The following is a 22,347-nucleotide window of genomic DNA, read 5'->3' on the forward strand; positions in this document are numbered from 1 at the left end:
TGCCTCGAACGGATCGAAGTGGCGTCACCAATCGCTGCTCTGATGAAGCACCTAAGTCCTGTTGCTGAGGCGAATCCGGCGGAAGCTTGTCGCAGCGCAAACACGCTTGCCGCGATCGGCGCACACTGCAATCCGTCATCAAAACCTTTTCAGATGAAGGATGCTTCCGATGTTCACCCGCAGAGCCGCATTGATCAGCGCCGCCGCGACCGCCTTGATGCTGGCGACCCCCGCTTTCGCCGCCAGCGATCTCAAGCTGCCGCGTCAGAAGGTAGAGCTGGTCGCTCCGCCCTTCGTGCACGCGCACGAACAGGCCACGACGCAGGGCCCCAAGATCATCGAGTTCAAGATGACGATCGAGGAAAAGAAGGTCGTCATCGACGACAAGGGTACCACCTTCCAGGCGATGACGTTCAACGGCTCGATGCCGGGACCGCTCATGGTCGTGCACGAGGGCGACTATGTCGAGCTGACGCTGGTCAATCCCGCGACCAACACCATGCCGCACAATATCGACTTCCATTCCGCGACCGGCGCGCTCGGTGGCGGCGAACTCACGCTCATCAACCCCGGCGAACAGGTCGTGCTGCGCTGGAAGGCGACCAAGACCGGCGTGTTCGTCTATCACTGCGCACCGGGAGGCCCGATGATCCCCTGGCACGTCGTCTCCGGCATGAACGGCGCCGTCATGGTGTTGCCGCGTGAAGGCCTCAACGACGGCAAGGGTCATGCGCTGAAATACGACAAGGTCTACTATATCGGCGAGCAGGACATGTACGTGCCGCGCGACGAGAAGGGCAATTTCAAGTCCTACGATTCGCCGGGCGAAGCCTTCACCGAGACCGAAGAGGTGATGAAGAAGCTGATCCCCACACATGTCGTGTTCAACGGGAAGGTCGGCGCGCTCACCGGGAAGAATGCGCTCACCGCCAAGGTCGGCGAGAACGTGCTGATCGTACATTCGCAGGCCAATCGCGACAGCCGTCCGCATCTGATCGGCGGCCACGGCGATTATGTCTGGGAGACCGGCAAGTTCGGCAATGCACCGGAGGTCGGGCTCGAGACCTGGTTCATCCGCGGCGGGTCGGCGGGAGCTGCGCTGTACAAATTCCAGCAGCCCGGCATCTACGCCTATGTCACGCATAATCTGATCGAGGCCGCAGACCTCGGCGCCACCGCGCACTTCAAGGTCGAAGGCAAGTGGAACGACGATCTGATGACCCAGGTGAAGGCACCTGCGGAAATACCGCCTGCCAGCACCAACTAGACGCGACAAGGGGCCGGTCATCACCGGCCCCTTCTTGTTTCGGGGAACAACCATGCTGATCGCATTCAAACTCAAGCTGGCACTTGCCTGCGCCGCCGGGCTTGCGGGGCCGCTGGCCGTTGCGCCCTTGGTTTCCGAGATGGCGACGCACAATGTGGAAAGCGAGCCGGCCATGGTCGAGATCGCTGCCGGCAGCTTCTCATATCGCGAAGCCGGCGATTTCACACGCGGCGGCCAGCAGGCGGAAGCGCCGCTGCGCACCATGCGGATGGACCGGCCGCTGCACATCATGCGAAATCAGGTTGCTTCATCCGACTATCGACTTTGCGTGCTGGATGGCGCCTGCCGCGCACTCGATCGCGACGTGGCGATCGCCCCTAATCGCCCCGCGGTGCAGGTGAGCTGGTACGATGCCGATGCCTATGCAGGCTGGCTGTCGCGCAAGACCGGCCAGCATTACCGCCTGCCAAGCGACGAGGAATGGGCTTTTGCCGCCGGCTCCAGATTCAAGGATGACGGTGTGCCGGTCGATGCAAGCGACCCTTCAAAACGCTGGATCAGCCGCTATGAGCGGGAATCCGAACGCGACGTCACCGACACCACGGCCCATCCGTTCGGCAAGTTCGGCCCGAACGAGCACGGCATCGAAGATCTCGCCGGCAACGTCTGGGAGTGGACCTCGACCTGCTTCGTGCGCTCGCGCGTCGACGAGGCCGGCAATGCCGGCCGCCCGACCGTGAACTGCGGTGTGCGTGTCGCCGAGGGCGCGCACCGCGCCTATGTCACCGATTTCATCCGCGATGCCCGCGCCGGCGGCTGCGCCCAGGGCGTGCCGCCCGCCAATCTCGGCTTCCGCCTGGTGCGCGAGGAGACGTCATGGCTGGTCAGCATTTCGCAGCGCTTGAGCAAGCCGTGGCCGGCAAGATCATAACCGTGGCAGTGCGCATCGCTTTCGCGTCAACGTCTCGATCCATTAATTAGAACCGGTCTAAACTGCGTTTGGAATCCCTCTAAGTCATGGCCCTCGCGACATCGCGTCGCTAACGTTGCCGCACCGCCTTGCGCTACTCAAGCGGCGTTCAATCGCGCGCCTGGAGCAGCCCTTATGATCAATCTTCGCGTCCTCGCCGCATCCGCGGCGGTGTTGAGCCTGTCCTCGTCCTTCGTGTCGAAAGCAGCCGCCAATGGCGAGGTCAACGTCTATACCTATCGCGAGACCAAGTTGATCCAGCCGCTGTTCGACGCCTTCAGCAAAGATACGGGCATCAAGGTCAATGTCGTCTCCGCAAGCTCGGGTCTCGAGCAGCGCATGAAGGCGGAAGGCGCCAACAGTCCGGCCGACGTTCTGCTGACGGTGGACATCGGCCGCATCGACGAGGCCGTGCAGGCTGGCGTCACCCAGCCGATCAAGTCGGAGGTGGTCGACAAGGTCGTGCCGGCGCAGTATCGCGATCCGGACGGACACTGGGCCGGCATCTCCATGCGTGCGCGCGTGATCTATGCCTCGAAGGATCGCGTCAAGCAGGACAAGATCACCTATGAGGAGCTTGCCGACCCCAAGTGGAAGGGCAAGATCTGCATTCGCTCGGGCCAGCACATCTACAACAATGCCCTGTTTGCGGCTTACACGGCCAAGTACGGCGAGGCCAAGGCCGAGGAATGGCTGCGCGGCGTGAAGGCCAATCTCGCGCAAAAGCCGTCAGGCGGCGATCGCGAAGCCGCGCGTGACGTTGCCGCCGGCAAGTGCGACATCGGCATCGGCAATACCTATTACTGGGCGCTGATGATGAACAACGATCCCGAGAAGAAACCGTGGGCGGAGGCGACCCGCGTCATCCTGCCGACCTTCGAGGGCGGCGGCACCCACGTCAACCTCTCCGGCGTGCTGCTCGCCAAGCACGCGCCCAACAAGGCCAACGGCATCAAGCTGATCGAGTGGCTCGTTAGCGAGCAGGCGCAGCAGATGTATGCCGACCAGAACTACGAATATCCGGTTCGGGGCAGTGTCGCCGTCAACTCCACCATCGCGGGCTACGGCAAGCTCGGCCCGGATCCGTTGGCGATCGCAAAGATCGCCGCCAACCGCAAGGCCGCAGCCTCGCTGGTGGACAAGGTCGGCTTTGACAACTGATCTCTGGCGGCCCTCGTCTGTCAAGCTGGTAGAAGCTACGGGTGCACGGCCTCGTTTGAGAGGCCGCGTCCACGCCGGGCGCGCCGCGACCGCAATCGCGATCGCAACCGCGATCCTGGTCGCGGCGCCCGTGATCTCGATCATTTCGCTGGCTTTGCAGCCGGCGCCCGATGTGTGGCACGACCTGATCAACTACGTGCTGCCGGCCGCCCTGCTGGACACTGCGCTTCTGCTCGTCGGGGTCGGCGCGCTCACGCTTCTGATCGGCGCCGGTACCGCATGGGTGATATCGCGCCACGATTTTCCTGGCCGGGGCATGCTGCTGTGGCTGATGCCGCTGCCGCTGGCGATTCCGACCTATCTTGCCGCATACGTCTATGCCGATCTGTTCGAACCGCTCGGCCTGGTGCATCGCACCCTGGCGATCTGGCTGCCGCTGCGCGATGCCCTCGGCCATCTGCCCAACCTGCGCTCGCTGCCGGGCGCCGTCTTCGTGATCGGGCTCGTGCTCTATCCTTACGTCTATCTGTCGGCGCGCGCGACGTTTCAGGTTCAATCAGCCGAATTCGCCGAGGCGGCCACGACGCTGGGTGCCGGCCGATGGACTGTTTTCTGGCGCGTTTCATTGCCGATGGCGCGGCCGGCGCTGGCAGTCGGCGTGGCGCTGGTCGCGCTGGAAACGCTCAACGACATCGGCGCCAGCGAATATCTCGGCATCCGCACGCTGACGGTCTCGATCTTCACCACCTGGCTCAACCGCGGCAGCCTTGCCGGGGCGGCGCAACTCGCATGCCTGATGCTTGCGATCGTCGCCGGCCTGATCGCGATGGAGCGTTACGGCCGTCGCAACGCCAATGCCGAATTCTCGGCGGAAAGCCCGCATGTGAGGCAGCGAACCCCGCTTTCGGGCGCAAGAGCGTGGATCGCGTTCGCGGTCTGCGTGCTGCCGGTGCTGATCGGCTTCGTCGTGCCGCTGTTCTATCTGGCGCATCAGGCTCTCGGTCGCGGACTGCTTGCAAATTTCGACCCGCTCCTGTGGCGCCACACCTTCCATTCGTTTGCCTATGCGGCGCTCGCGACGCTCATGGCGCTGATGCTTGCGCTCGCCACGACGATCGCGCACCGCTTTCGGCCCGATCCTCTGCGATATGTGGCGATGAGCGTCGCGCAGACCGGCTACGCGCTGCCGGGTCTCGTGATTGCCCTCGGCCTGCTGACCCCCGTGCTGGCGGTCGACAACGCGCTGAGCGCGGTCGCTACCTGGACGGGACGTTCGCTGCCCGGGCTGATCCTGGTCGGCTCCGGGACGGCCGTCGTCATCGCCTACACGATTCGTTTTCTGGCCGTGCCCGTCGGCATGATCAAGGCCGGGTTCGACAGCATTCCGCGCGACTATGACGAGAGCGCACGCACGGTCGGCGCTGGCCAGGCGGTCATGTTGAGACAGATCTATCTGCCGCTGCTCCGGCCCGCGATGCTCGGCGCCGTCATCATCATGTTCGTCGACTGCCTTAAGGAGCTGCCGGCAACGCTGCTGTTGCGGCCGCTCAACGTCGAAACGCTGTCGACGTCGATCTACCAGTTCGCAAGTCGCGGCAATTTCGAGGACGGCGCGCTTGCGGCCCTCCTGATCATCGCTGCCAGCATCGGCCCGGTTGTCTGGTTGACCCGGTTCTCCGAGGTGCCGAGCGGCCCCGCTTGAAGGATGCCCGTCGGGAAAGGCCGTGCGAGCCGGCTGTCGCGCAAGAGCGGCAAGACCTATCGCCCGCCGAGGGACGAATTGGAGGAGGGCGCCGCTGCAGCACACGCCCGTCATTGCGAGCCACAAACTCAACCGTCATCACCCGACTTGATCGGGCGACGACCTTACGTGTTCTTCAGCGCGACCCGGAATTCGGCTTCGGTCTTGGCCTTGACCTCGTCGAGCGAGACGCCGTCGGCCAGCTCGATCAGGGCCATGCCGCCGCTGCCGTGCTTGTCGATGGTGAAGACGGCGAGATCGGTCACGACCATGTCGACCACGCGCTCGCCCGTCAGCGGCAGGTTGCACGTCTTCAGCAGCTTCGGGCCGTCCTTGGCCGAATGCTCCATCACCACGATGACGCGCTTGACGCCGGCAACGAGATCCATCGCGCCGCCCATGCCCTTGACCATCTTGCCAGGGATCATCCAGTTGGCGAGATCGCCGTTCTGGGCCACCTGCATGGCGCCGAGGATCGACAGGTCCATGTGGCCGCCGCGGATCATACCGAAGGAATCCGCGCTCGAGAAATAGGAGGTCGAGGGCAGCTCGCTCACGGTCTGCTTGCCCGCGTTGATGAGATCGGCGTCTTCCTCGCCCTCATAGGGGAACGGACCCATGCCGAGCATCCCGTTCTCGCTCTGCAAAGAGACGTCCATGCCGTCGGGGATGTAATTCGAGACCAGCGTCGGGATGCCGATGCCGAGATTGACGTAATAGCCGTCACGCAACTCCTTCGCGGCGCGCGCGGCCATCTGTTCGCGGGTCCAGGCCATCAGATTTCAACTCCAGTGCCGGCCGCCGGCGCCTTCGTCGGACGCGGGCGAGTGTTGCGGAATTCGATGCGCTTCTTGGCCGTGCCGACCTCGACGATGCGCTTCACGAAGATGCCGGGCGTGTGAATGTGGTCGGGATTGAGTTCACCGGCCGGAACCAGATGCTCGACCTCGGCCACCGTGATCCTCGCGGCGGTCGCCATCATCGGGTTAAAATTGCGCGCGGTCTTGCGGTAGATGAGGTTGCCGGCAGTGTCGCCCTTCCAGGCGTGCACGATGGCGAGGTCGGCGAACAGGCCGCGCTCCATCAGGTACTTCTCGCCGTCGAACTCCTTCACTTCCTTGCCTTCGGCGATCAGCGTGCCGACGCCGGTCTTGGTGTAGAAGGCCGGGATGCCGGCGCCGCCCGCGCGAATGCGCTCGGCCAGCGTGCCCTGCGGATTGAATTCGAGTTCCAGCTCCCCGGCGAGGAATTGCTGGGCGAACAGCTTGTTCTCGCCGACATAGGACGAGATCATCTTCTTGATCTGGCGGGTTTCGAGAAGGCGGCTGAGGCCGATCCCGTCGACGCCGGCATTGTTGGAGACCACCGTCAGGCCCTTGACGCCGGACTCGCGGATCGCATCCGACAACTCCTCGGCGATGCCGCAGAGGCCGAAGCCTCCCGACATGATCATCATGTTGTCCTTCAGAATGCCTGACAGAGCCGACTTGGCGTCGGGATAGACCTTGTTCATACAAAAAACCTTCGACTGAACCTGCGGCTTGGAGGCCTCGCGCCCTATTGGCGGCGATTATTAGGCGAAATCGTCCGAAGCCGTCAATGATACGGGTTCTCCGCTGCGCCGCCGGGTGGTAGAAGCTGCCCACGCCGTGGGCATACCCGTGCAGCGGCCTTGAAAGCGTCAAGAAAACCCATCAAGTTGCGGGGGTTGGGTGTGGGCGCGCAGGTTTCCCGGCCCGCCCTTCTGGCTCCAACGACCAACCCGATCAGGACATGCCATTGACCATGGCCCAAGGAATGAAGCGCCTCGGGACGCCGATCGCGGCGCTGCTCGGCGTCGCGCTGATCGCCCTGATCGCGAGCTCCTGGCTCATCAACCGCGACGCGCTGCGCAAGGCGGTCGAAGCCCAGATCCGCGACGTCACCGGGCTCGAGCTCAATGTCGCAGGCAGCATCGACATCTCGGTGCTGCCGGCGAGCTACATCTCCTTCCACGACGTCGGCCTCAAGGGCGGCGGCACCAGCACGCCAGCGCTCCAGGTCGACGTGCTCACCGCAAATCTGCGGCTGCTGCCGCTGCTGCTGCAACGGTTCGAGATCGCCGACCTCACGCTGCTGCGCCCGCGCATCCATGTCAGCCTCAAGCCGGACGGCGAGAGCAACTGGACGCCCTTCATCCAGACCATCGCGCGCACCATGAAGCCCGGGGCCGAGAACCAGGTCTCGTTCTCCGAAATTCGCATCCAGGACGGCGTGCTCGACTACGAGGACGCCGCCACGCGTGCCACCGAGAAGCTGGAGGACATCGACCTGTCGCTGGCGTGGCCTTCGATCTCGCGCTCTTTTGCGGCGACCGGACAGTTCGACTGGCGCGGCGAGCGCGTCGACGGCTCGATCAGCTTTTCCGATTTCGTCGCCGCCCTCTCCGGCGACCGGTCCGGCCTGAAGGTGCGAATCGCCAGTGCGCCGCTCAAGCTCGCTTTCGACGGCAGCGTCGCCAATCGCACCAGCCCGATGATGGAAGGCACGCTCACCGTCGACAGTCCGTCCTTGCGCAACGCGCTGCGCTGGACCGGGCAGCCACAGCCCGGCAGCGGCGGCTTCGGCCGCTTCGCGCTGAAGGCACGTGCCAACGTCGTTGGTGCCTCGATCGCGCTCACCAACGTCAATGTTGAGCTCGACGGCAATGCCGCCGAGGGTGTCATGACCTACGCCAATAACGGCCGGCAGACGCTGCAGGCCACGCTCGCCGCCGACGCGCTCGACTTCACACCTTATATTTCGACCTTCCGCCTGCTCGCGAGCGGCGCGCGCGACTGGAACAGGCAGCTGTTCGATCTCAATGGATTGTCGACCACCGACCTCGACATGCGCCTGTCCGCGGCCAAGCTCACGGTCGGGCCGACGAAGCTCGGACGCACCGCGATCGGCGCCAATTTGCGCAACGGCACGCTGGCGCTCTCGGTCGGCGAGGCGCAAGTCTATGGCGGGATCGCAAAGGGCTCGTTCGGCATCGCGCGGTCCGATACCGTCGCCGACATCAAGGCGCAATTCCAGTTCACCGACGTCGATCTCCAGGCCTGCGCCACCGAACTGTTCGGTCTCAACAAGCTGTCCGGCCGCGGCAACATCAACGTCTCGCTCCTCGCCTCCGGGTCGAGCCCGTTCGGCCTCGTGCAGTCGCTCGATGGAAGCGCCACCGTGACCGGGCATGACGGTGCGATCTCGGGCTTCAACGCCGAGCAGCTCCTCAAGCGGCTGGAGCGGCGGCCGCTGTCGGGCGGCGGCAATTTCCGCAACGGCTCGACGCCCTACACCAATCTCACCATCGCCGTGAAATTCTCCGACGGCATCGCCACCGCCGAGGACATCCGCGTCGAGGGGCCGGCGACGAAGATCACGCTCACCGGCACCGCCTCGGTGCCGACGCGCGAATACGACATGAAGGGCGTGGCGAGCCTCAACAGCGCCTCGGGATTCGAATTGCCGTTCGTGGTGCAGGGCCCCTGGGACGATCCGCTGATCTTCCCCGATCCGGAAAGCCTGATCCGCCGCTCGCCGGCCTCCGCGCCGCTGCTCGACATGCTCAAGGACCGCAAGGGCGGCGATGCCGTGCGCTCCGCAATCGAGCGCATCACCGGCAGCGGAAAACGTCCCGCGCCGGCGGAATCGCCGACGGCGGAAAATTCTAAAGAGAGCGCCAAGTCCAACTAAGCTGACGTCGGACTCAGGTGAGTTTCAACTGAGTACGGCGCCTCTCCGGTGTTGGCGCGACCGTCGCGAATTGATCCGGCCGAATTGATGCGGCGATTGGATCGATCCACGCGTTGAGCAACTGGGCCAACACCGCCACGAGCCAGGTCTGACAAGATGCGTTGATTGCGCTACCACCATGCGCTAGTGTTTTATACGACCGGTTAAAAACACCGGCCGTTTGAGGGAGAAAAACGTGAGATCCAAGGTAATTGGCGCAGTATCATTGGCGGTCGCTGCGGTTGGGCTTTTTGCTGCCACTGCACCCGCCTTTGCACAGCAGAAGACGATCACGGTCTGGTGGGGCAAGGGCTTCTATCGGTCCGAAGACGACGCGCTGATCGAGACGATCAAGAAATTCGAAGCCAAGACCGGCATCAAGGTCGAATTGTCGCAATACGCGATCCAGGACATGATTCCGAAGACGGTCGCAGCGCTCGATGCCGGCACGGTTCCAGATGTCGCCTATTCCGACTCCTATGACGTGCAGGCGCAGGGCAAGTGGGCCTATGAAGGCAAGCTCGAGGACCTCACGGATGTCATGGAGCCGATCAAGGGCCGGTTCGTGCAGAACACGCTCGATGCGTCGATCCTCTACAACGACGTCGCCAAGAAAAAGGCCTATTACGGCTTCCCGCTGAAGCAGCAGAGCATGCACGTCCAGATCTGGAACGACATGCTGGAGAAGGCCGGATTCAAGCAGAGCGACATCCCGAACGACTGGACGGGCTATTGGACGTTCTGGTGCGACAAGGTGCAGCCGGCGATCCGCAAGGCCACGGGCCAGCGCATCTATGCCGTCGGCCAGCCGATGGGCGTGGAATCCACCGACGCCTTCCAGTCCTTCTACACCTTCATGGATGCCTACCACGTCAAGCTGGTCGACGACGACGGCAAGTTGCTGGTCGACGACCCGAAGGTCCGCGACGGCCTGATCAAGGCGATGAAGGACTATACCGACACCTACATCAAGGGCTGCACGCCGCCGTCCTCGACGACATGGAAGGACCCGGACAACAACGTCGCGTTCCACAACAAGACCATCGTGATGACCCACAACTTCACGATCTCCATCGCGGCGAAATGGTTCGAGGACTCGCAGAACCAGGCCCTTACCCAGGAGCAGCGCGACGCCGGCAAGAAGGCCTATGAGCAGGACATCATCACGGCGTCCTTCCCGAAGGCACCCGATGGTTCGACCATCCGCTACCGCTCCGACGTCAAGACCGGACTGGTGTTCACCGCGGCCAAGAACAAGGCCGAGGCCAAGCAGTTCATCAGCTTCCTGCTCCAGGAAGAGAACGTCCGTCCCTACATCGAAGGCGCGCTCGGCCGCTGGTTCCCGGTGACCAAGGAAAGCCAGGAAAGCCCGTTCTGGCAGGCCGACAAGCACCGCAAGGCCGTCTACACGCAGTTCAAGGGCGGCACCGCGGCGTTCGACTTCACCAAGAACTGGAAGTTCACGATCCTCAACAACGAGAACGTGTGGGCCAAGGCGATGAACCGCGTGGTGAGCGAGAAAGTTCCGGTCGACAAGGCCGTCGACGAACTGATCGCCCGCATCAAGCAGGTCGCGGGTTGAGCCAACCTTCCCTCTCCCCGCGTTGCGAGGAGAGGGATAAGAACAACACCGGCCGCGTTTCGCGGCCGGCTTCTCTTTGAAGAGTCAGAAAAGAATGGCGATCACGCTCTCTGGCGCTCAGGCAATCCCCGGCCCGCCCCTGTCGTCGCGACTGACCCCGGCGCAGGTCTGGGGCATCGTGCTGCTCGCGCCCTATCTGCTCGTTTTCCTCGCCTTCGTCGTCTATCCCGTCTGCTACGGGTTGTGGCTGGCGCGGGCCCCTTCGAATTATGTGGCGCTCTACAATGATCCGATCTTCGCGCGCGCCGCAATCAACACGCTGATCTTCCTGGTCATCGGCATCAACATCAAGATGTTGATCGCATTGTTCCTGTCAGGCTTCTTCGCCCAGCAGCGCACCTGGATCAAATGGCTCTCGGTGATCTTCATCCTGCCCTGGGCGGTGCCGTCGATCCCGACCATCCTGTCGGTGCGCTTCATGCTCAATCCCGAATGGGGCATGATCAACCACTACATCTTCTCCTTGACCGGCGATGACGGCCCGAACTGGCTAAACGATCCGACCGTGGCGCTGACCATGGCGATTGCCGTGCATATCTGGAAGTCGCTGCCGTTCTGGACGCTGATCCTGATCACCGGGCGCCTCGCGATCTCGCACGATCTGTTCGAGGCCGCCGAGGTCGACGGCGCGAGTTGGTGGCAGAAATTTCGTTACATCACCTGGCCGTCGATGCAGACGCTCTACGTCACCTGCACGCTGCTCTCGATGATCTGGACGCTCGGCGATTTCAACAGCGTCTACCTGCTCACCGGCGGCGGCCCGGCCGACCTCACGCACGTGCTGGCGACGCTCGGCATCCGCTATCTCCGGCTCGACCAGCTCTCGCTGGCAATGGCATCGATCGTCTGCGCGATGCCGTTCGTCCTGCCGCTCGTGTACTTCATGATGAAACGGTTGTCGCGATGAAGCTCCCCGGCGTAAGAGAGTTTTCCTGGCGCGAAGTCGGAACCGAAGCGCGGCTGCTGCTGATCGGCATTCCCGTCTTCCTATGGACGATGATCCCGATCTATCACATGTTCCTGTTCGCGATCTCCCCGAAGGAGGACGCCTTCTCGGGCAAGCTGTGGCCGGATCACCCGACGCTGCACAATTTCGAGATCGTCTTCAAACAGCAGCATTACTTCCTGCGCGACTTCTACATCCAGTTCTGGAATTCGACCGTGATCGCGGTCTCCGTCGGCGTGCTGACACTGTTCATCGCGACTGCAGCGGCGTTCTCGATCTCGCGGCTGAAGGTGCCTGGCGGTCGCACAGTGTTGAACCTCGCGCTCTTCACCTATTTCATCCCCGCGGCATTCCTTGCCGTGCCGATGTACCGCACCATGGGCAATTACGGCCTGCTCAACAATCACTGGTCGCTGATCTTGGCGATGGTGACGATCGCCAGCCCCTACGCGATCTGGGTGTGCTGAAGCAAGCCTCCGACAAGCTGCCGGTCGAACTGGACGAAGCTGCGGTGATGGACGGCGCCACGACGCTGCAGATCTTCCGCCTGGTCTACCTGCCGCTGATGATGCCCTCGCTGGTCGCGATCGGCACCTACGCGGTGCTGCTGGCCTGGAACGAATATCTCTACGCGTTCCTGCTGCTCTCGAACGATCGCGAGATCACCCTTCCCGTCGCGCTCGGCAACTTCCTCGCCGCCGACGACTCGCCCTGGGAGCTGCTGATGACCACCGGCTTCATCTACGCGCTGCCGCCGGCCGCCGTCTACTACGCCTTCCGCCGCTACATGGTGGGCGGGCTCACGGCGGGTGCTGTGAAGTCGTAAATAGGCCGTCATTCCGGGATGGTCCGAAGGACCAAACCCGGAATCTCGAGACTCTCAGATGCGCAAATTGCGCACCTGAGTTCGATGCTTCGCATCGCCCCGGATTGACGCTCTCCACTACAACGGCGCTGCGCTCTCGCCTTGCGAGCTCGAGAGTTTCGAGGCCAGCGAGGCCATCACGATGACGACCGCGATCAGCGCAATCACCAGCGTGCAGATCGCGTTGATCTCAGGCTTCACCCCGAGCCGCACCTCCGAATAGATGCGGATCGGCAGCGTGGCGGAGCCGGGGCCGGTGGTGAAGCTCGCGATCACGAGATCGTCGAGCGAGAGCGTGAAGGCCAGCATCCAGCCGGCAACGATCGCCGGCGCGATCAGCGGCAGCGTCACGGAGAGGAAGGCGCGCACCGGGTCGCAACCGAGGTCCATGGCCGCTTCCTCCAGCGAGCGATCGAGCGAGCCGAGGCGGGACTGCACGACGACGGCGACGAAGCACATCGTCAGCGTGGTATGGGCGATCGTCACGGTCCAGAAGCCGCGCTCGGCGTTCAGCGCGACGAACAGCAGCAGCAGCGACAATCCGGTGATAAGCTCCGGCATCACCAGCGGCGCATAGAGCATGCCGGAGAACAGCGTGCGGCCGCGGAAGCGCTCGCCGCGCGACAGCGCCACCGCCGCGAGCGTCCCGAGCAGCGTGGCGATGGTCGCGGAGGAGACCGCGACCCGCAGGCTCATCCAGGCCGCCTCGATCATGGCGCGGTCATTGAAGAACTCGTGATACCAGCGCAGCGACCAGCCGCCCCACACCGTCACCAGGCGCGAGGCGTTGAAGGAATAGATGACGAGGATGAGGATCGGCAGATAGAGGAACGCCAGCCCCAGCGCGAGCGAGGCGATGTTGAAGCGGGACAGGCGGGTGATCCTGCGCATCGCCTCACCGCTCGTGTTCGAGCTGCCGCTTCTGCAGCCGTTCGTACAGCAGCAGCGGCACCAGCAGCACCACCAGCAGCACGATGGCGGCCGCGGACGCAACCGGCCAGTCCTTGTTGGTGAAGAATTCCAGCCACAGGGTCTGGCCGATCATCAGCGAATTGGAGCCGGCCAGAAGGTCCGGGATGACGAATTCGCCGACGATCGGGATGAAGCACAGCAGCACGCCGGCGCCGACGCCGGGTAGCGAAAGCGGAAAGGTGACGAGCCAGAACACCTGCCAGGGGGGCGCGCCGAGATCGCCGGCTGCCTCCTCCAGCACCGGCTCCATCTTGGCGAGCGTGGCGTAGAGCGGCAGGATCATGAACGGCAAATAGGAATAGACGATGCCGATATACATCGCGCTGTCGGTGGAGAGCCACACCACGGGCCGGCTGACCAGATGCAGCGCCAGCAGGATCTGGTTGAGCAGGCCATCATGCTGGAGGATGTTGATCCAGGCATAGATGCGAATCAGAAACGAGGTCCAGAACGGCACGATCACCAGCACCATCGCCACCGCCTGCCAGCGCCTCGGCAATCGCGCCATGCCATAGGCGATGGGATAGCCGATCAGAAGCAGCAGCACGGTGGCCGTGATGGCGACGGTCAGGCTGCGCACATAGGCAAATACATAGATGTCATCGGAGACGAGCAGCTTGAAATTGTCGAATGAGAGTGCAGCAAAGGCACCCCTGAGCGCGTCCCATCCCGCCGTCAGGTCGAAGACCGGATCGTAGGGCGGCTGTGCGATGGCCGTCTGCGACAAGCCGATCTTCAGCACGAAGGCGAACGGCACCATGAAGAACAGCACCATCCAGACATAGGGTGCAATCACGGCAAAGCGCGCCGGTCGCGCGAAGATGCGGCGGGAGCTCATGACGGCAGCACCACGCAATCGTCGGGCGTGAACCAGGCGACGACATGCTGGTTCAGGCTGTAGGCGTCGACGTCGATGCGTGCGCTGTTGGCGACCGAGGCCTGCACCGTCCCGCCGGTGTCGAGCTTCACCTTGTAGGTGGTGGTGCCGCCGAGATAGCAGATGTCGGCGATGACGCCGTCGAGCCGGTTGATCGCCGTTTCACGACCGGCCTCGCTCACGGGACCGCGGCGCGACAGCTTGACCTTTTCGGGGCGGATCGCGACCGCCAATCTTCCCGCGCCGACCGGCTCGCGCGGCTCGGCCACCACCAGCGCACCCGCATCACGCGTGCCGATGACCAGACGATGACCGTCGCGCAATTTGGACTCGCCGTCGAACAGATTGATGTCGCCGACGAACTCCGCAATCCAGCGCGAACGCGGCGCCTCGTAGAGCTCGCGGGGGCTCGCGACCTGGGCGAGCTTGCCGGCCTTCATCACGCCGATTCTATCAGCCATCGTCATCGCCTCCTCCTGATCGTGGGTGACGATGATGAAGGTCATGCCGAGCCGCCGCTGCAGCTCCATCAGCTCGCCTTGCGTGCTCTCGCGCAGCTTCTTGTCGAGGGCCGCGAGCGGCTCGTCGAGCAGCAGCAATTGCGGCCGGCGCGCCAGCGCGCGGGCCAGCGCCACGCGCTGGCGCTGGCCGCCCGAGAGTTGATCCGGCTTGCGCTTCTCGAGCCCTTCGAGCTTCACCAGCGCGACCATCTCGGCCACGCGGATGGCGATCTCGGCGCGCGGCATGCCGGCGCGCTTCAGGCCGAAGGCGATGTTGTCTCGCACAGACAGATGCGGGAACAGCGCGTAGTTCTGGAACATCATGTTGATCGGGCGCTCGTGCGGTAGCGCCTGCGCGATGTCCTTGCCGCCGAGCAGGATGCGTCCCTCGTCCGGCGCCTCGAAGCCGGCAAGCATGCGCAAGAGCGTGGTCTTGCCGCACCCACTGGGACCGAGCAGCGCGAAGAACTCGCCGGCCTTGATGTCAAGCGAGACGCCATCGACGGCGCGGAACGTCCCGAACGTCCTGGTGACGCCCTCGATGCGCAGCAACGGCTGCCCTGCCGAGGGATACGGATCTCCACCAGCCGCATTGGACGCGGTGTTTGTTCTGGGCAACTCGTCCGTCATGTTCCCTGCCAACCCCGATTCCGCCGCACGCTAGCGGCCGATCGTTCCCAGCTCAACCGGTTCGGGATGAATCGTTCACACCCGTCATGAACGCGGCCAGCGCGTCACGGTCCGCCGCGGGCATGGTCAGGCCGAGCTTGGAACGACGCCACAGGACATCCTCGGGGAAGCGCGCCCATTCGTGACTCATCAGGTAACGCACCTCGGCGCCGGTCAGTTCGGGGCCGAAGGCCGGGCCGAGCTCGTCGCGGGTCCAGGCGTCACCGAGCACCGCCGGCAGGCGCGAGCCATAGGCCGCAACCAGGCGCTGAGCTTCGGGCTCCGAGAGAAACCGCCAGCGGTCGCGCGCGAGGTCGACCTCGGTGTCGAAACGATCCCAGGCGAAATCGCCGCCGGCCAGCGCTGCGCCGGCGGTCCAGGGCGGCGACATCGGATAGAACGACGTCAGCTTCGTCACCGCGCGTTCGGCGCGCAGGCGCGACGTGGTGACGTCGCCGCCGAACATCGTCAGCAGCGGCGCCTTGCGCCGGCGCGCGTGGAACAGGGTCGTGCCGTCACCCCGCCGCACGGACGCCGGCCTCAAATTGACGCCGGAGACCGTCCGGACCACGTCGGCCGGAGCGACGCGCTCGCGGAAGTAGCGGCTGGCCGCGTCGCAGAGATAGCCGATGTCGGACCCGGACATCGCCACGATGGCAGGATCGCCGGTGAAATCATGCGTGACCGTGCCGATCAGCGTGAACTCTCGCTCGAACGGGCTTGCGAAGACCAGCCGGCCATCGTTGTTCTGGAAGACGTAGACGTTGTCTGACTCGAACAGCCGCGGCACGATGATCTGGCTCATCTGCATCGCTGTCGCGGCGGGCCGCGGCTGGCGCAGGACCGTCTCCGCGACCATCGACGCCCACGCGCCCGTGGTATTGGCCAGCGCGCGGGTCGTGAGGGTGCGGCGATGGCCGCGATCGACCACGGCGAGCCGCCAGATGTCGGTTCTGTCGGCACGCACGCAGCGTGCCCCGGTTCGGATCGCCGCGCCACGTTCGGCCGCGTCCAGCGCCGTGAGCACGACAAGGCGGGAATCGTCGACGACGCAGTCCGAATATTCGAACGCCGTACCGAAAGGGCGCTTCAGCGCGTTGCCGACCGGATGGTGGGTGATGTCGAGGGTCGTCGATCCGGGCAGGCCGCTCCGGCTGGCGAGGCTGTCATACAGGAACAGGCCGGCGCGCAGCAGCCATGGTGGACGCTCATCCGGATGCGCGGGAACAACGAAGCGCATCGGCCGGACCAGATGCGGCGCGATCCGGAGCCAGGCCCGGCGCTCGGCCAGAGCCCGGCGCACCCGCCAGAAGCCGCGGCGCTCCAGCACCGAGAGATCGCCGTGGATCAACCGCGGTGTTGCCGACGACGCCGCGCCGCCGAGATCGCCCTGCTCGAAGAGGATAACCCGCAGGCCGCGACCCGCCGCATCGCGCGCGACGCTGACGCCGTTCAGGCCGCCGCCGATGATCGCGAGGTCGTAATCCGCCATGAAGCCGTCGAATGGAAGCGAAGCACCCCCATAACTAGCCGGTCTTCAGCGCAAGCTCCATGGCTTCGGCGCGACCGACGAGGCCGGCATATTTCCCGATCGGCAGCGGCTTGCCGAGCAGATAGCCCTGCACGCCATCGCAGCCCTCCTTGGCTAGGAAGGCGAGCTGGTCCACCGTCTCGACGCCTTCGGCGATGATCGACATGTCGAGGCCGTGGCCGAGATCGATCACCGCGCGCACGATTGCCGCCGATTGCGGGTTGCGGCCGAGATTGATGATGAATGCGCGGTCGATCTTGATCTTGTCGAACGGAAACGCCTGGAGATAGCTCAGCGAGGAGTAACCGCTTCCGAAATCGTCCATGGAGATGCGCACGCCGAGCGCCTTCAGGCGGCGCAGCAGCGCAAGGCCGCGATCGAAATCCTCGATCAGCACGCCCTCGGTGATCTCGAGCTCGAGCCGGCCCGGTGCAAGGCCCGTCTCGATCAGGATCGAATGGACGAGGCCAACCACGTCACCGTGCATGAACTGCGCCGGCGACAGATTGACCGCGACCTGGAGCGGCTTCGGCCAGGACGCCGCCTCGCGACAGGCCTCCCGCAGGATCCACTCGCCCATCTCGACGATCAGGCCGCTCTCCTCGGCGATCGGAATGAATTCGGCGGGCGAAACCTGGCCGCGCACCGGATGCTGCCAGCGCGCCAAAGCCTCGAAGCCGATGATCTCGCTCTCGCCGACGCTGTGGCCCGCCGCCCCCTGCGGCTGGAAGGCGAGCGAGAGCTCTCCGTTCTTTACCGCCATCGAGAGGTCCTGATGCAGCACACGGCGGTCGCGGATCTGCTGGTCCATCTCCGGCTGGTAGAGGCTGATCGTGCCGCGCGACTTCTGCTTGGCGCGGAACAGCGCCGCGCCGGCATTGGCGAGCAGCGAGGCGCCATCGGCGCCATTGTGCGGAAAGACCGACATGCCCGTGGTGATGCCGGCGCGGACCGGCCGGCCGTCGATCTGGAATTCCCGGGCGACGGATTCGCCGATCTGCCGCGCCAGTGCGAGGCCCGCCTCAGGCTGCTTGCCGTCGATGATCAGGCCGAACTCGTCGCCGGACAGGCGCGCCACCACGCCGCCACGCGCGGAGTCCTGGAGCCGATGGGCCACCTCGATCAGGAGCTTGTCGCCGAGCGCATGGCCGAAGACGTCGTTGACCTCCTTGAGGCCGTCGAGATCGACGCAGAGCACGGCGAACTCCTCGCCGGTGCCTTCGCAGGCCTCGATCATCTGGGTCAGTGCCTGCAGGAAAGCGGCGCGGTTCGGCAGGTCGGTGAGGCCGTCATGATAGGCCATGTGCGCCATGCGCGACTCGGTCTGCCGGCGGTCGGTGACGTCCTCATGGGTCTTGATCAGATATTGCGGCTCGCCGGCATCATTGAGCACGGTGGCGCGGCGGGTCAGGAACAGCCGCAGGCCGTCCTTTGTGGAGATCGGATGCTCCTCGGTGATCATCCCGCGCTTCTTGATCGCGGCCTCGTCGCGCGCGATGATCAGCCTGGCTTCCTTGGGGTTGAAGATGTCGGAAGCCGTCAGGCCGGTGGTTTCCTCGCGCCTGCGGTTGAGGATCGTCTCCGCGCTGCGGTTGGCGAGCAGATAGCGGCCGTCCTTGACCTGCTCCACGATCAGCGCAACCGGGATGTTGTCGACCACGAGCTCGAGGAACTTCTTGGTGCTCTCCAGTTCCTGCGACAGCGAGCGGCGGTCGGTGATGTCCTCGAACACGATGAGCAGAAATTCGGGCTTGTTGCTCTCGTTGCGCACCACGATCCGGATCGAGGCGACCATGCACCGCGCACCGGCACGGTCGACCTCGAACTCATTGCGGTACTGGCCATCCGGCGAACTGAGCGCCGCCCGGTCGGCCGCCTCGATGCTGGCCGCCGAGCCCGGCGCAAACAGCTCCTGCGCGTTCCTGCCGACGGCGAAGTCCCGCGACAATCCCCAGAACCGCTCATAGGCGCTGTTCGCAAAGATGTAGCAACCGTCCTCGATGTTCTTGGCTGCCACGCAGGCCGGCACATGGTCCAGCACCGATTCCAGGAATTGCTTGGTGGAGGCAAGCTGCCGCGACAGCTTGCGCTGGTCGCTGACGTCGAGATGGGTCGCGACCGAGCCACCGTTCGGCAGCACGAAATATTTCACCAGGATGGCCCGCCCGTCCGGCAGTTCGGTGATCAGGCCGTTGGGGCTTGCCGCCTTGTCGTAAAATTCGTCGTCGGAGGCGCCCAGCACGCCGCGCCTGCGTCGCAGCTCGAGGAGTTCGCGGCCATTCATGCCGGGTCGGACATCCGACCGCGTCAAACCATAGATCTCGAGGTAGCGGTCGTTGCAGAAGATGACGCGGCGCTGCGCATCCGTCATCACCACGCCCTGATTGAGATTGTTCATGGCGGAGGAGATGAAGGCATTGCGCCGCAACTGCAAACGCCGGGTCCGGCGCAGCGAGGAATGGATCCACAGCGCGATCGCAGCGAGGAACGAGCAGACGACGATGCCGGCGATCAAGATCTCCCAGATCACGTTGGGATCGAGCTTGGCGAGATCCGGAGCGGAGAGGCCGTCCGAAAGCGCAAAGGCGCGCGCCGGCGCGCCCGCACCGGCCAGGCATAGGAGGGCCTGCACAGCAATCGAAAGCGTGCTGCCCACGTGCCAGTTCTTCTCAGCCATCAGCCACCCGCGATTTCAACGTCGGATTGTCTGGCCTCGCGGGTTTGGATCGGGTAAACGCCTGTAAGCACAACAGAATAATGTGACGTGAAATACGGCAATTGCCCTGACATGATAAATACTTTCTTAACGGAAAATTCCCCTGTGCCGCCAGCGGACTTCCTGCACAACCATGGATAGGGTCGATTGCATCGTTATCGGAGCCGGCGTGGTCGGGCTCGCGGTGGCCCGGAAGCTCGCCCAGGCCGGGCGCGAGGTCATCGTGCTCGAGGCAGCCGAGGCCATTGGCACCGTCACCTCCTCGCGCAACAGTGAGGTGATCCATGCCGGTATTTACTACCGCGCCGGAAGCTGGATGGCGCGCATGTGCGTCAGCGGCAAGCACGCGCTGTACCGCTACTGCGCCGAGCGCGGCATCCCCCACAAGAATTGCGGCAAGCTGATCGTCGCGACCAATGCGAAGGAAACCGAGAAGCTGCAATCGATCAAGGCGCATGCCGAGGCCAATGGCGTGCTCGACATGCAGCTGCTCGCGGGCGAGGCCGCGCGGGCGCTGGAGCCGGCGCTCGCCTGCGATGCTGCGCTGCTGTCACCGTCAACGGGCATCATCGACAGCCACGCCTACATGCTTTCGCTGCGCGGCGAGGCCGAGGATGCCGGTGCGGCCTTCGCGTTTCACACCCCGCTGATCCGCGCCAAGGCGACTGCCGGCGTCATCGAGGTCGAGGCCGGCGGCGAGGCGCCGATGACGCTGCAATGCAGCCTCCTTGTCAACGCCGCGGGGCTGTCGGCGACGAATGTCGCGCGCAACATCGACGGCATGCCGCTGGACCGGATTCCCCCGGCCTATCTCGCCAAGGGAAATTACTTCAGCTGCAACGCCAAGGCGCCGTTCTCGCGCCTGATCTATCCGGTGCCCGAGCCGGGCGGGCTAGGTGTCCATCTGACGCTGGACATGGCAGGGCAGGCACGTTTCGGGCCCGACGTCGAATGGATCGAGACGATCAACTACGAGGTCGATCCTTCACGCGCCGAGCGCTTCTATCCGGCGATCCGCAAATACTGGCCGACGCTGCCCGATGGCGCGCTGATGCCGAGCTATTCGGGCATCCGCCCGAAGATCGTGCCGCCGGCCGTGGCCACACAGGACTTCTTGATGCAGGGCCCGCGCGATCACGGCGTTGCAGGCCTGATCAATCTGTTCGGTATCGAATCCCCGGGATTGACGTCGTCGCTCGCGATCGCCGATCACGTCGCCGAGCTCGCGGACATCCAGAACGCTATCGAGCGAGGTGAATAGCGGTTCGCGTCGAGAAACGACGTCCCGGCAGAGCTGGCGCCAGGCAAACATCTTGCGCCATCTTGCAGCAGGGATGAGCACGAACGCTCTCATCCCTGCGTAAGGATGTGATCAACTCTACGGTGTTACGGGGGTGGTTAGTGGAGCGTGTCGCCGTGCTTCAGACGCTCGATCTGGTCCTTGACCATCAACTTCCGGCGCTTCAACTCAACAATTTGCAGGTCGTCTGTTGAAAGGTGCACGAGAGCTTCATGCAATTCGCTTTCGAGAAGTTTGTGCTTCCGCTCCAATTCAACAAGATGTGCCTGAATTGTCATTCGAAACCTCCTCGGTAGGTTGAACCTTAGGATTCGATCCGGACAAGCAAGTCTACATCACCGATTCGTCCTGTCGATGGGTATCCGTCGTCGCAGTGTCATTTTTGAAAGTTCATATGTAACGAAGCGTGACTAAGGGAACCGCGCGCGAAAGATCCATGATATCAATGCGCCTGCGCAACGCCGCGTCCGCCTGCAGAAATATGTTGCGGGAGACCGGCGCGCGAGGATCGCAGATCGCTTGCGATCGCGCGGCGCAAGGACGATAATTTCCACAAGGCATCCACAGCCTTTAATCTCACGCTTATCGGTTTTCGGCCACCGCAGACATGACCAATGAAGACGAGCGTGAGCTCGAAGCCGAGCTCACCCGGTTGCAGCAGGAACACCGAGATCTGGACGCCGCGATCGATGCACTGCATCAATCGCCCGCCCCCGACCTATTGCGGTTACAGCGGTTGAAGAAGCGCAAGCTCTTGTTGCGTGATCGCATCGCGTTCATCGAAGACCAGATTACCCCCGACATCATCGCCTGATCCGTGAGCCGGCCTGCGCCGCGGCTCGCCCACATGAATCCGCTTGACTCAAATAGAACAAAAGAGGAACATTCCGGAGCGCCCAATTCTCCGAAAACGCCAATGCTCACCGCACGAGGACAACGCAGATGTCGGCAACGCCCCTTCTCGACAACAGCCATTATGAACAGGCTTGCGATCAGGCGATCGCGATGTGCGACGGCAATCTGCGCAGCACCATCAAGGCGCTGATCATGGCCAATGAATATCTGGAAGCCGAGCTGGAGGAATTGCAGGCGGCGATTTCCGCCGGCTGCATTCCTGAGACCTCGCGCAGCAAGATGCGGAGCAAGAGCAGCGCCGCCTGATTTTCAAAACTGGAGCAACGCCATGTCGGATGTGACCTACTACGTTGCAATGCCCTTCTTGATCGACGCCGACGGCTCGCCGGTCGCGGGCACTGCCGAGGAGTGCCAGACCTCGACCGCCGCGTTGCGGCGCGCCGAGATATTGGCCCACGGTGCCGGCCATGTCGGCGCGGTCGCGTTCAGCCGCAGCGGCGATCCCCTGACCGGCGAATTCGGCGACGCCAGGCTGCTGCGCAAATTCGGCAACGTGCCGGAGGATCTAGGGACACTGTAAGT

Annotated in this window: 19 protein-coding genes and 1 pseudogene; 12 read left to right on the forward strand and 8 right to left on the reverse strand. The window is 63.9% G+C overall.

The annotated features are described in order from the left end of the window. Positions 1-169: 169 nt before the first annotated feature. From nirK to ABIG06_RS05560, 4 genes are all read left to right on the forward strand, one after another. Positions 170-1,267, forward strand: a complete 1,098-nt coding sequence (gene nirK / locus ABIG06_RS05545; protein ID WP_370134883.1) for a copper-containing nitrite reductase — start codon at positions 170-172, stop codon at positions 1,265-1,267. Between the two features lie 52 nt (positions 1,268-1,319). Next, on the forward strand, positions 1,320-2,198 hold the full coding sequence (locus ABIG06_RS05550) for an SUMF1/EgtB/PvdO family nonheme iron enzyme (protein ID WP_124162861.1): 879 nt from the start codon (positions 1,320-1,322) through the stop codon (positions 2,196-2,198). Between the two features lie 174 nt (positions 2,199-2,372). Further along, positions 2,373-3,398, forward strand: a complete 1,026-nt coding sequence (locus ABIG06_RS05555) for a Fe(3+) ABC transporter substrate-binding protein (RefSeq protein WP_370134885.1) — start codon at positions 2,373-2,375, stop codon at positions 3,396-3,398. Positions 3,399-3,453: 55 nt separating this feature from the next. Continuing rightward, positions 3,454-5,100, forward strand: coding sequence for an ABC transporter permease (locus tag ABIG06_RS05560; RefSeq protein ID WP_370134888.1), 1,647 nt, complete (start codon positions 3,454-3,456; stop codon positions 5,098-5,100). Between the two features lie 164 nt (positions 5,101-5,264). On the opposite strand, the gene ABIG06_RS05565 is transcribed toward ABIG06_RS05560, so the two are convergent. Next, on the reverse strand, positions 5,265-5,915 hold the full coding sequence (locus ABIG06_RS05565; RefSeq protein WP_370134890.1) for a CoA transferase subunit B: 651 nt from the start codon (positions 5,913-5,915) through the stop codon (positions 5,265-5,267). Then, entirely contained in the window at positions 5,915-6,652 is a 738-nt protein-coding gene (locus ABIG06_RS05570) for a CoA transferase subunit A (protein WP_124162857.1), read from the reverse strand. Before ABIG06_RS05570 ends, ABIG06_RS05565 begins: the two co-directional genes overlap by 1 nt. Positions 6,653-6,924: 272 nt before the next feature. Here ABIG06_RS05570 and ABIG06_RS05575 point away from each other — a divergent pair, with 272 nt between their 5' ends. The 4 genes and pseudogenes from ABIG06_RS05575 to ABIG06_RS05590 all read left to right on the forward strand — a co-directional run bounded on the left by ABIG06_RS05575 (position 6,925) and on the right by ABIG06_RS05590 (position 12,306). After that, positions 6,925-8,853, forward strand: coding sequence for an AsmA family protein (locus ABIG06_RS05575; RefSeq protein WP_424578086.1), 1,929 nt, complete (start codon positions 6,925-6,927; stop codon positions 8,851-8,853). Positions 8,854-9,088: 235 nt separating this feature from the next. Beyond that, on the forward strand, positions 9,089-10,474 hold the full coding sequence (locus tag ABIG06_RS05580; protein ID WP_124162855.1) for an ABC transporter substrate-binding protein: 1,386 nt from the start codon (positions 9,089-9,091) through the stop codon (positions 10,472-10,474). A gap of 94 nt (positions 10,475-10,568) precedes the next feature. After that, a complete protein-coding gene (locus ABIG06_RS05585) occupies positions 10,569-11,441 on the forward strand; it encodes a carbohydrate ABC transporter permease (RefSeq protein WP_370134895.1) in 873 nt (290 codons plus the stop codon). Continuing rightward, a pseudogene (locus tag ABIG06_RS05590) lies at positions 11,438-12,306 on the forward strand (carbohydrate ABC transporter permease). The gene ABIG06_RS05585 and the pseudogene ABIG06_RS05590 overlap by 4 nt, the downstream one beginning before the upstream one ends. Positions 12,307-12,423: 117 nt before the next feature. On the opposite strand, the gene ABIG06_RS05595 reads toward ABIG06_RS05590, so the two are convergent. The 5 genes from ABIG06_RS05595 to ABIG06_RS05615 are packed head-to-tail and all read right to left on the reverse strand — an operon-like array spanning position 12,424 to position 19,571. Next, the gene (locus ABIG06_RS05595; protein ID WP_370134900.1) at positions 12,424-13,236 is read right to left on the reverse strand and encodes an ABC transporter permease; all 813 of its coding nucleotides are present in this window, start codon (positions 13,234-13,236) and stop codon (positions 12,424-12,426) included. A 4-nt stretch (positions 13,237-13,240) separates the two neighbouring features. Beyond that, on the reverse strand, positions 13,241-14,155 hold the full coding sequence (locus tag ABIG06_RS05600; RefSeq protein WP_370134902.1) for an ABC transporter permease: 915 nt from the start codon (positions 14,153-14,155) through the stop codon (positions 13,241-13,243). Further along, a complete protein-coding gene (locus ABIG06_RS05605) occupies positions 14,152-15,324 on the reverse strand; it encodes an ABC transporter ATP-binding protein (RefSeq protein ID WP_370134905.1) in 1,173 nt (390 codons plus the stop codon). The genes ABIG06_RS05600 and ABIG06_RS05605 overlap by 4 nt, the downstream gene beginning before the upstream one ends. 52 nt (positions 15,325-15,376) lie before the next feature. Next, positions 15,377-16,855 carry a glycerol-3-phosphate dehydrogenase gene (locus ABIG06_RS05610; protein ID WP_370134908.1) on the reverse strand — a complete coding sequence of 493 codons (1,479 nt, stop codon included), beginning with the start codon at positions 16,853-16,855 and terminating at the stop codon, positions 15,377-15,379. 34 nt (positions 16,856-16,889) lie between these two features. Next, positions 16,890-19,571 carry a sensor domain-containing protein gene (locus ABIG06_RS05615; RefSeq protein ID WP_370134909.1) on the reverse strand — a complete coding sequence of 894 codons (2,682 nt, stop codon included), beginning with the start codon at positions 19,569-19,571 and terminating at the stop codon, positions 16,890-16,892. Positions 19,572-19,743: 172 nt separating this feature from the next. Here ABIG06_RS05615 and ABIG06_RS05620 point away from each other — a divergent pair, with 172 nt between their 5' ends. Beyond that, on the forward strand, positions 19,744-20,871 hold the full coding sequence (locus tag ABIG06_RS05620; RefSeq protein WP_370134911.1) for an NAD(P)/FAD-dependent oxidoreductase: 1,128 nt from the start codon (positions 19,744-19,746) through the stop codon (positions 20,869-20,871). Positions 20,872-21,008: 137 nt separating this feature from the next. Here the strand turns inward: ABIG06_RS05620 and ABIG06_RS05625 are convergent, their stop codons facing one another. After that, complete coding sequence (locus ABIG06_RS05625; protein WP_370134913.1) at positions 21,009-21,188, reverse strand: YdcH family protein; 180 nt, start codon at positions 21,186-21,188, stop codon at positions 21,009-21,011. Positions 21,189-21,517: 329 nt separating this feature from the next. Here ABIG06_RS05625 and ABIG06_RS05630 point away from each other — a divergent pair, with 329 nt between their 5' ends. The 3 genes from ABIG06_RS05630 to ABIG06_RS05640 all read left to right on the forward strand — a co-directional run bounded on the left by ABIG06_RS05630 (position 21,518) and on the right by ABIG06_RS05640 (position 22,345). Then, on the forward strand, positions 21,518-21,724 hold the full coding sequence (locus ABIG06_RS05630) for a YdcH family protein (RefSeq protein WP_008546179.1): 207 nt from the start codon (positions 21,518-21,520) through the stop codon (positions 21,722-21,724). 128 nt (positions 21,725-21,852) lie between these two features. Beyond that, a complete protein-coding gene (locus ABIG06_RS05635; protein WP_124162847.1) occupies positions 21,853-22,071 on the forward strand; it encodes a hypothetical protein in 219 nt (72 codons plus the stop codon). 22 nt (positions 22,072-22,093) lie between these two features. Continuing rightward, positions 22,094-22,345: a hypothetical protein gene (locus ABIG06_RS05640; protein ID WP_370134915.1), complete on the forward strand. Its 252-nt coding sequence runs from the start codon at positions 22,094-22,096 to the stop codon at positions 22,343-22,345. Positions 22,346-22,347 lie beyond the last annotated feature (2 nt).

This window comes from Bradyrhizobium sp. USDA 326 (genome assembly GCF_049739485.1).
In the GTDB taxonomy this organism is placed as follows: Bacteria; Pseudomonadota; Alphaproteobacteria; order Rhizobiales; family Xanthobacteraceae; genus Bradyrhizobium.

What these genes read in the sequence shown, in the direction of transcription:
- ABIG06_RS05595 (WP_370134900.1), bottom strand. Translation starts at nt 13,236, where the DNA reads ATGCGCAGGATCACCCGCCTGTCCCGCTTCAACATCGCCTCGCTCGCG.
- ABIG06_RS05555 (WP_370134885.1), top strand. Translation starts at nt 2,373, where the DNA reads ATGATCAATCTTCGCGTCCTCGCCGCATCCGCGGCGGTGTTGAGCCTG.
- ABIG06_RS05615 (WP_370134909.1), bottom strand. Translation starts at nt 19,571, where the DNA reads ATGGCTGAGAAGAACTGGCACGTGGGCAGCACGCTTTCGATTGCTGTG.
- ABIG06_RS05570 (WP_124162857.1), bottom strand. Translation starts at nt 6,652, where the DNA reads ATGAACAAGGTCTATCCCGACGCCAAGTCGGCTCTGTCAGGCATTCTG.
- ABIG06_RS05620 (WP_370134911.1), top strand. Translation starts at nt 19,744, where the DNA reads ATGGATAGGGTCGATTGCATCGTTATCGGAGCCGGCGTGGTCGGGCTC.
- ABIG06_RS05635 (WP_124162847.1), top strand. Translation starts at nt 21,853, where the DNA reads ATGTCGGCAACGCCCCTTCTCGACAACAGCCATTATGAACAGGCTTGC.
- ABIG06_RS05605 (WP_370134905.1), bottom strand. Translation starts at nt 15,324, where the DNA reads ATGACGGACGAGTTGCCCAGAACAAACACCGCGTCCAATGCGGCTGGT.
- ABIG06_RS05565 (WP_370134890.1), bottom strand. Translation starts at nt 5,915, where the DNA reads ATGGCCTGGACCCGCGAACAGATGGCCGCGCGCGCCGCGAAGGAGTTG.
- nirK (WP_370134883.1), top strand. Translation starts at nt 170, where the DNA reads ATGTTCACCCGCAGAGCCGCATTGATCAGCGCCGCCGCGACCGCCTTG.
- ABIG06_RS05625 (WP_370134913.1), bottom strand. Translation starts at nt 21,188, where the DNA reads ATGACAATTCAGGCACATCTTGTTGAATTGGAGCGGAAGCACAAACTT.
- ABIG06_RS05600 (WP_370134902.1), bottom strand. Translation starts at nt 14,155, where the DNA reads ATGAGCTCCCGCCGCATCTTCGCGCGACCGGCGCGCTTTGCCGTGATT.
- ABIG06_RS05630 (WP_008546179.1), top strand. Translation starts at nt 21,518, where the DNA reads ATGACCAATGAAGACGAGCGTGAGCTCGAAGCCGAGCTCACCCGGTTG.
- ABIG06_RS05610 (WP_370134908.1), bottom strand. Translation starts at nt 16,855, where the DNA reads ATGGCGGATTACGACCTCGCGATCATCGGCGGCGGCCTGAACGGCGTC.
- ABIG06_RS05575 (WP_424578086.1), top strand. Translation starts at nt 6,925, where the DNA reads ATGGCCCAAGGAATGAAGCGCCTCGGGACGCCGATCGCGGCGCTGCTC.
- ABIG06_RS05585 (WP_370134895.1), top strand. Translation starts at nt 10,569, where the DNA reads ATGGCGATCACGCTCTCTGGCGCTCAGGCAATCCCCGGCCCGCCCCTG.
- ABIG06_RS05640 (WP_370134915.1), top strand. Translation starts at nt 22,094, where the DNA reads ATGTCGGATGTGACCTACTACGTTGCAATGCCCTTCTTGATCGACGCC.
- ABIG06_RS05550 (WP_124162861.1), top strand. Translation starts at nt 1,320, where the DNA reads ATGCTGATCGCATTCAAACTCAAGCTGGCACTTGCCTGCGCCGCCGGG.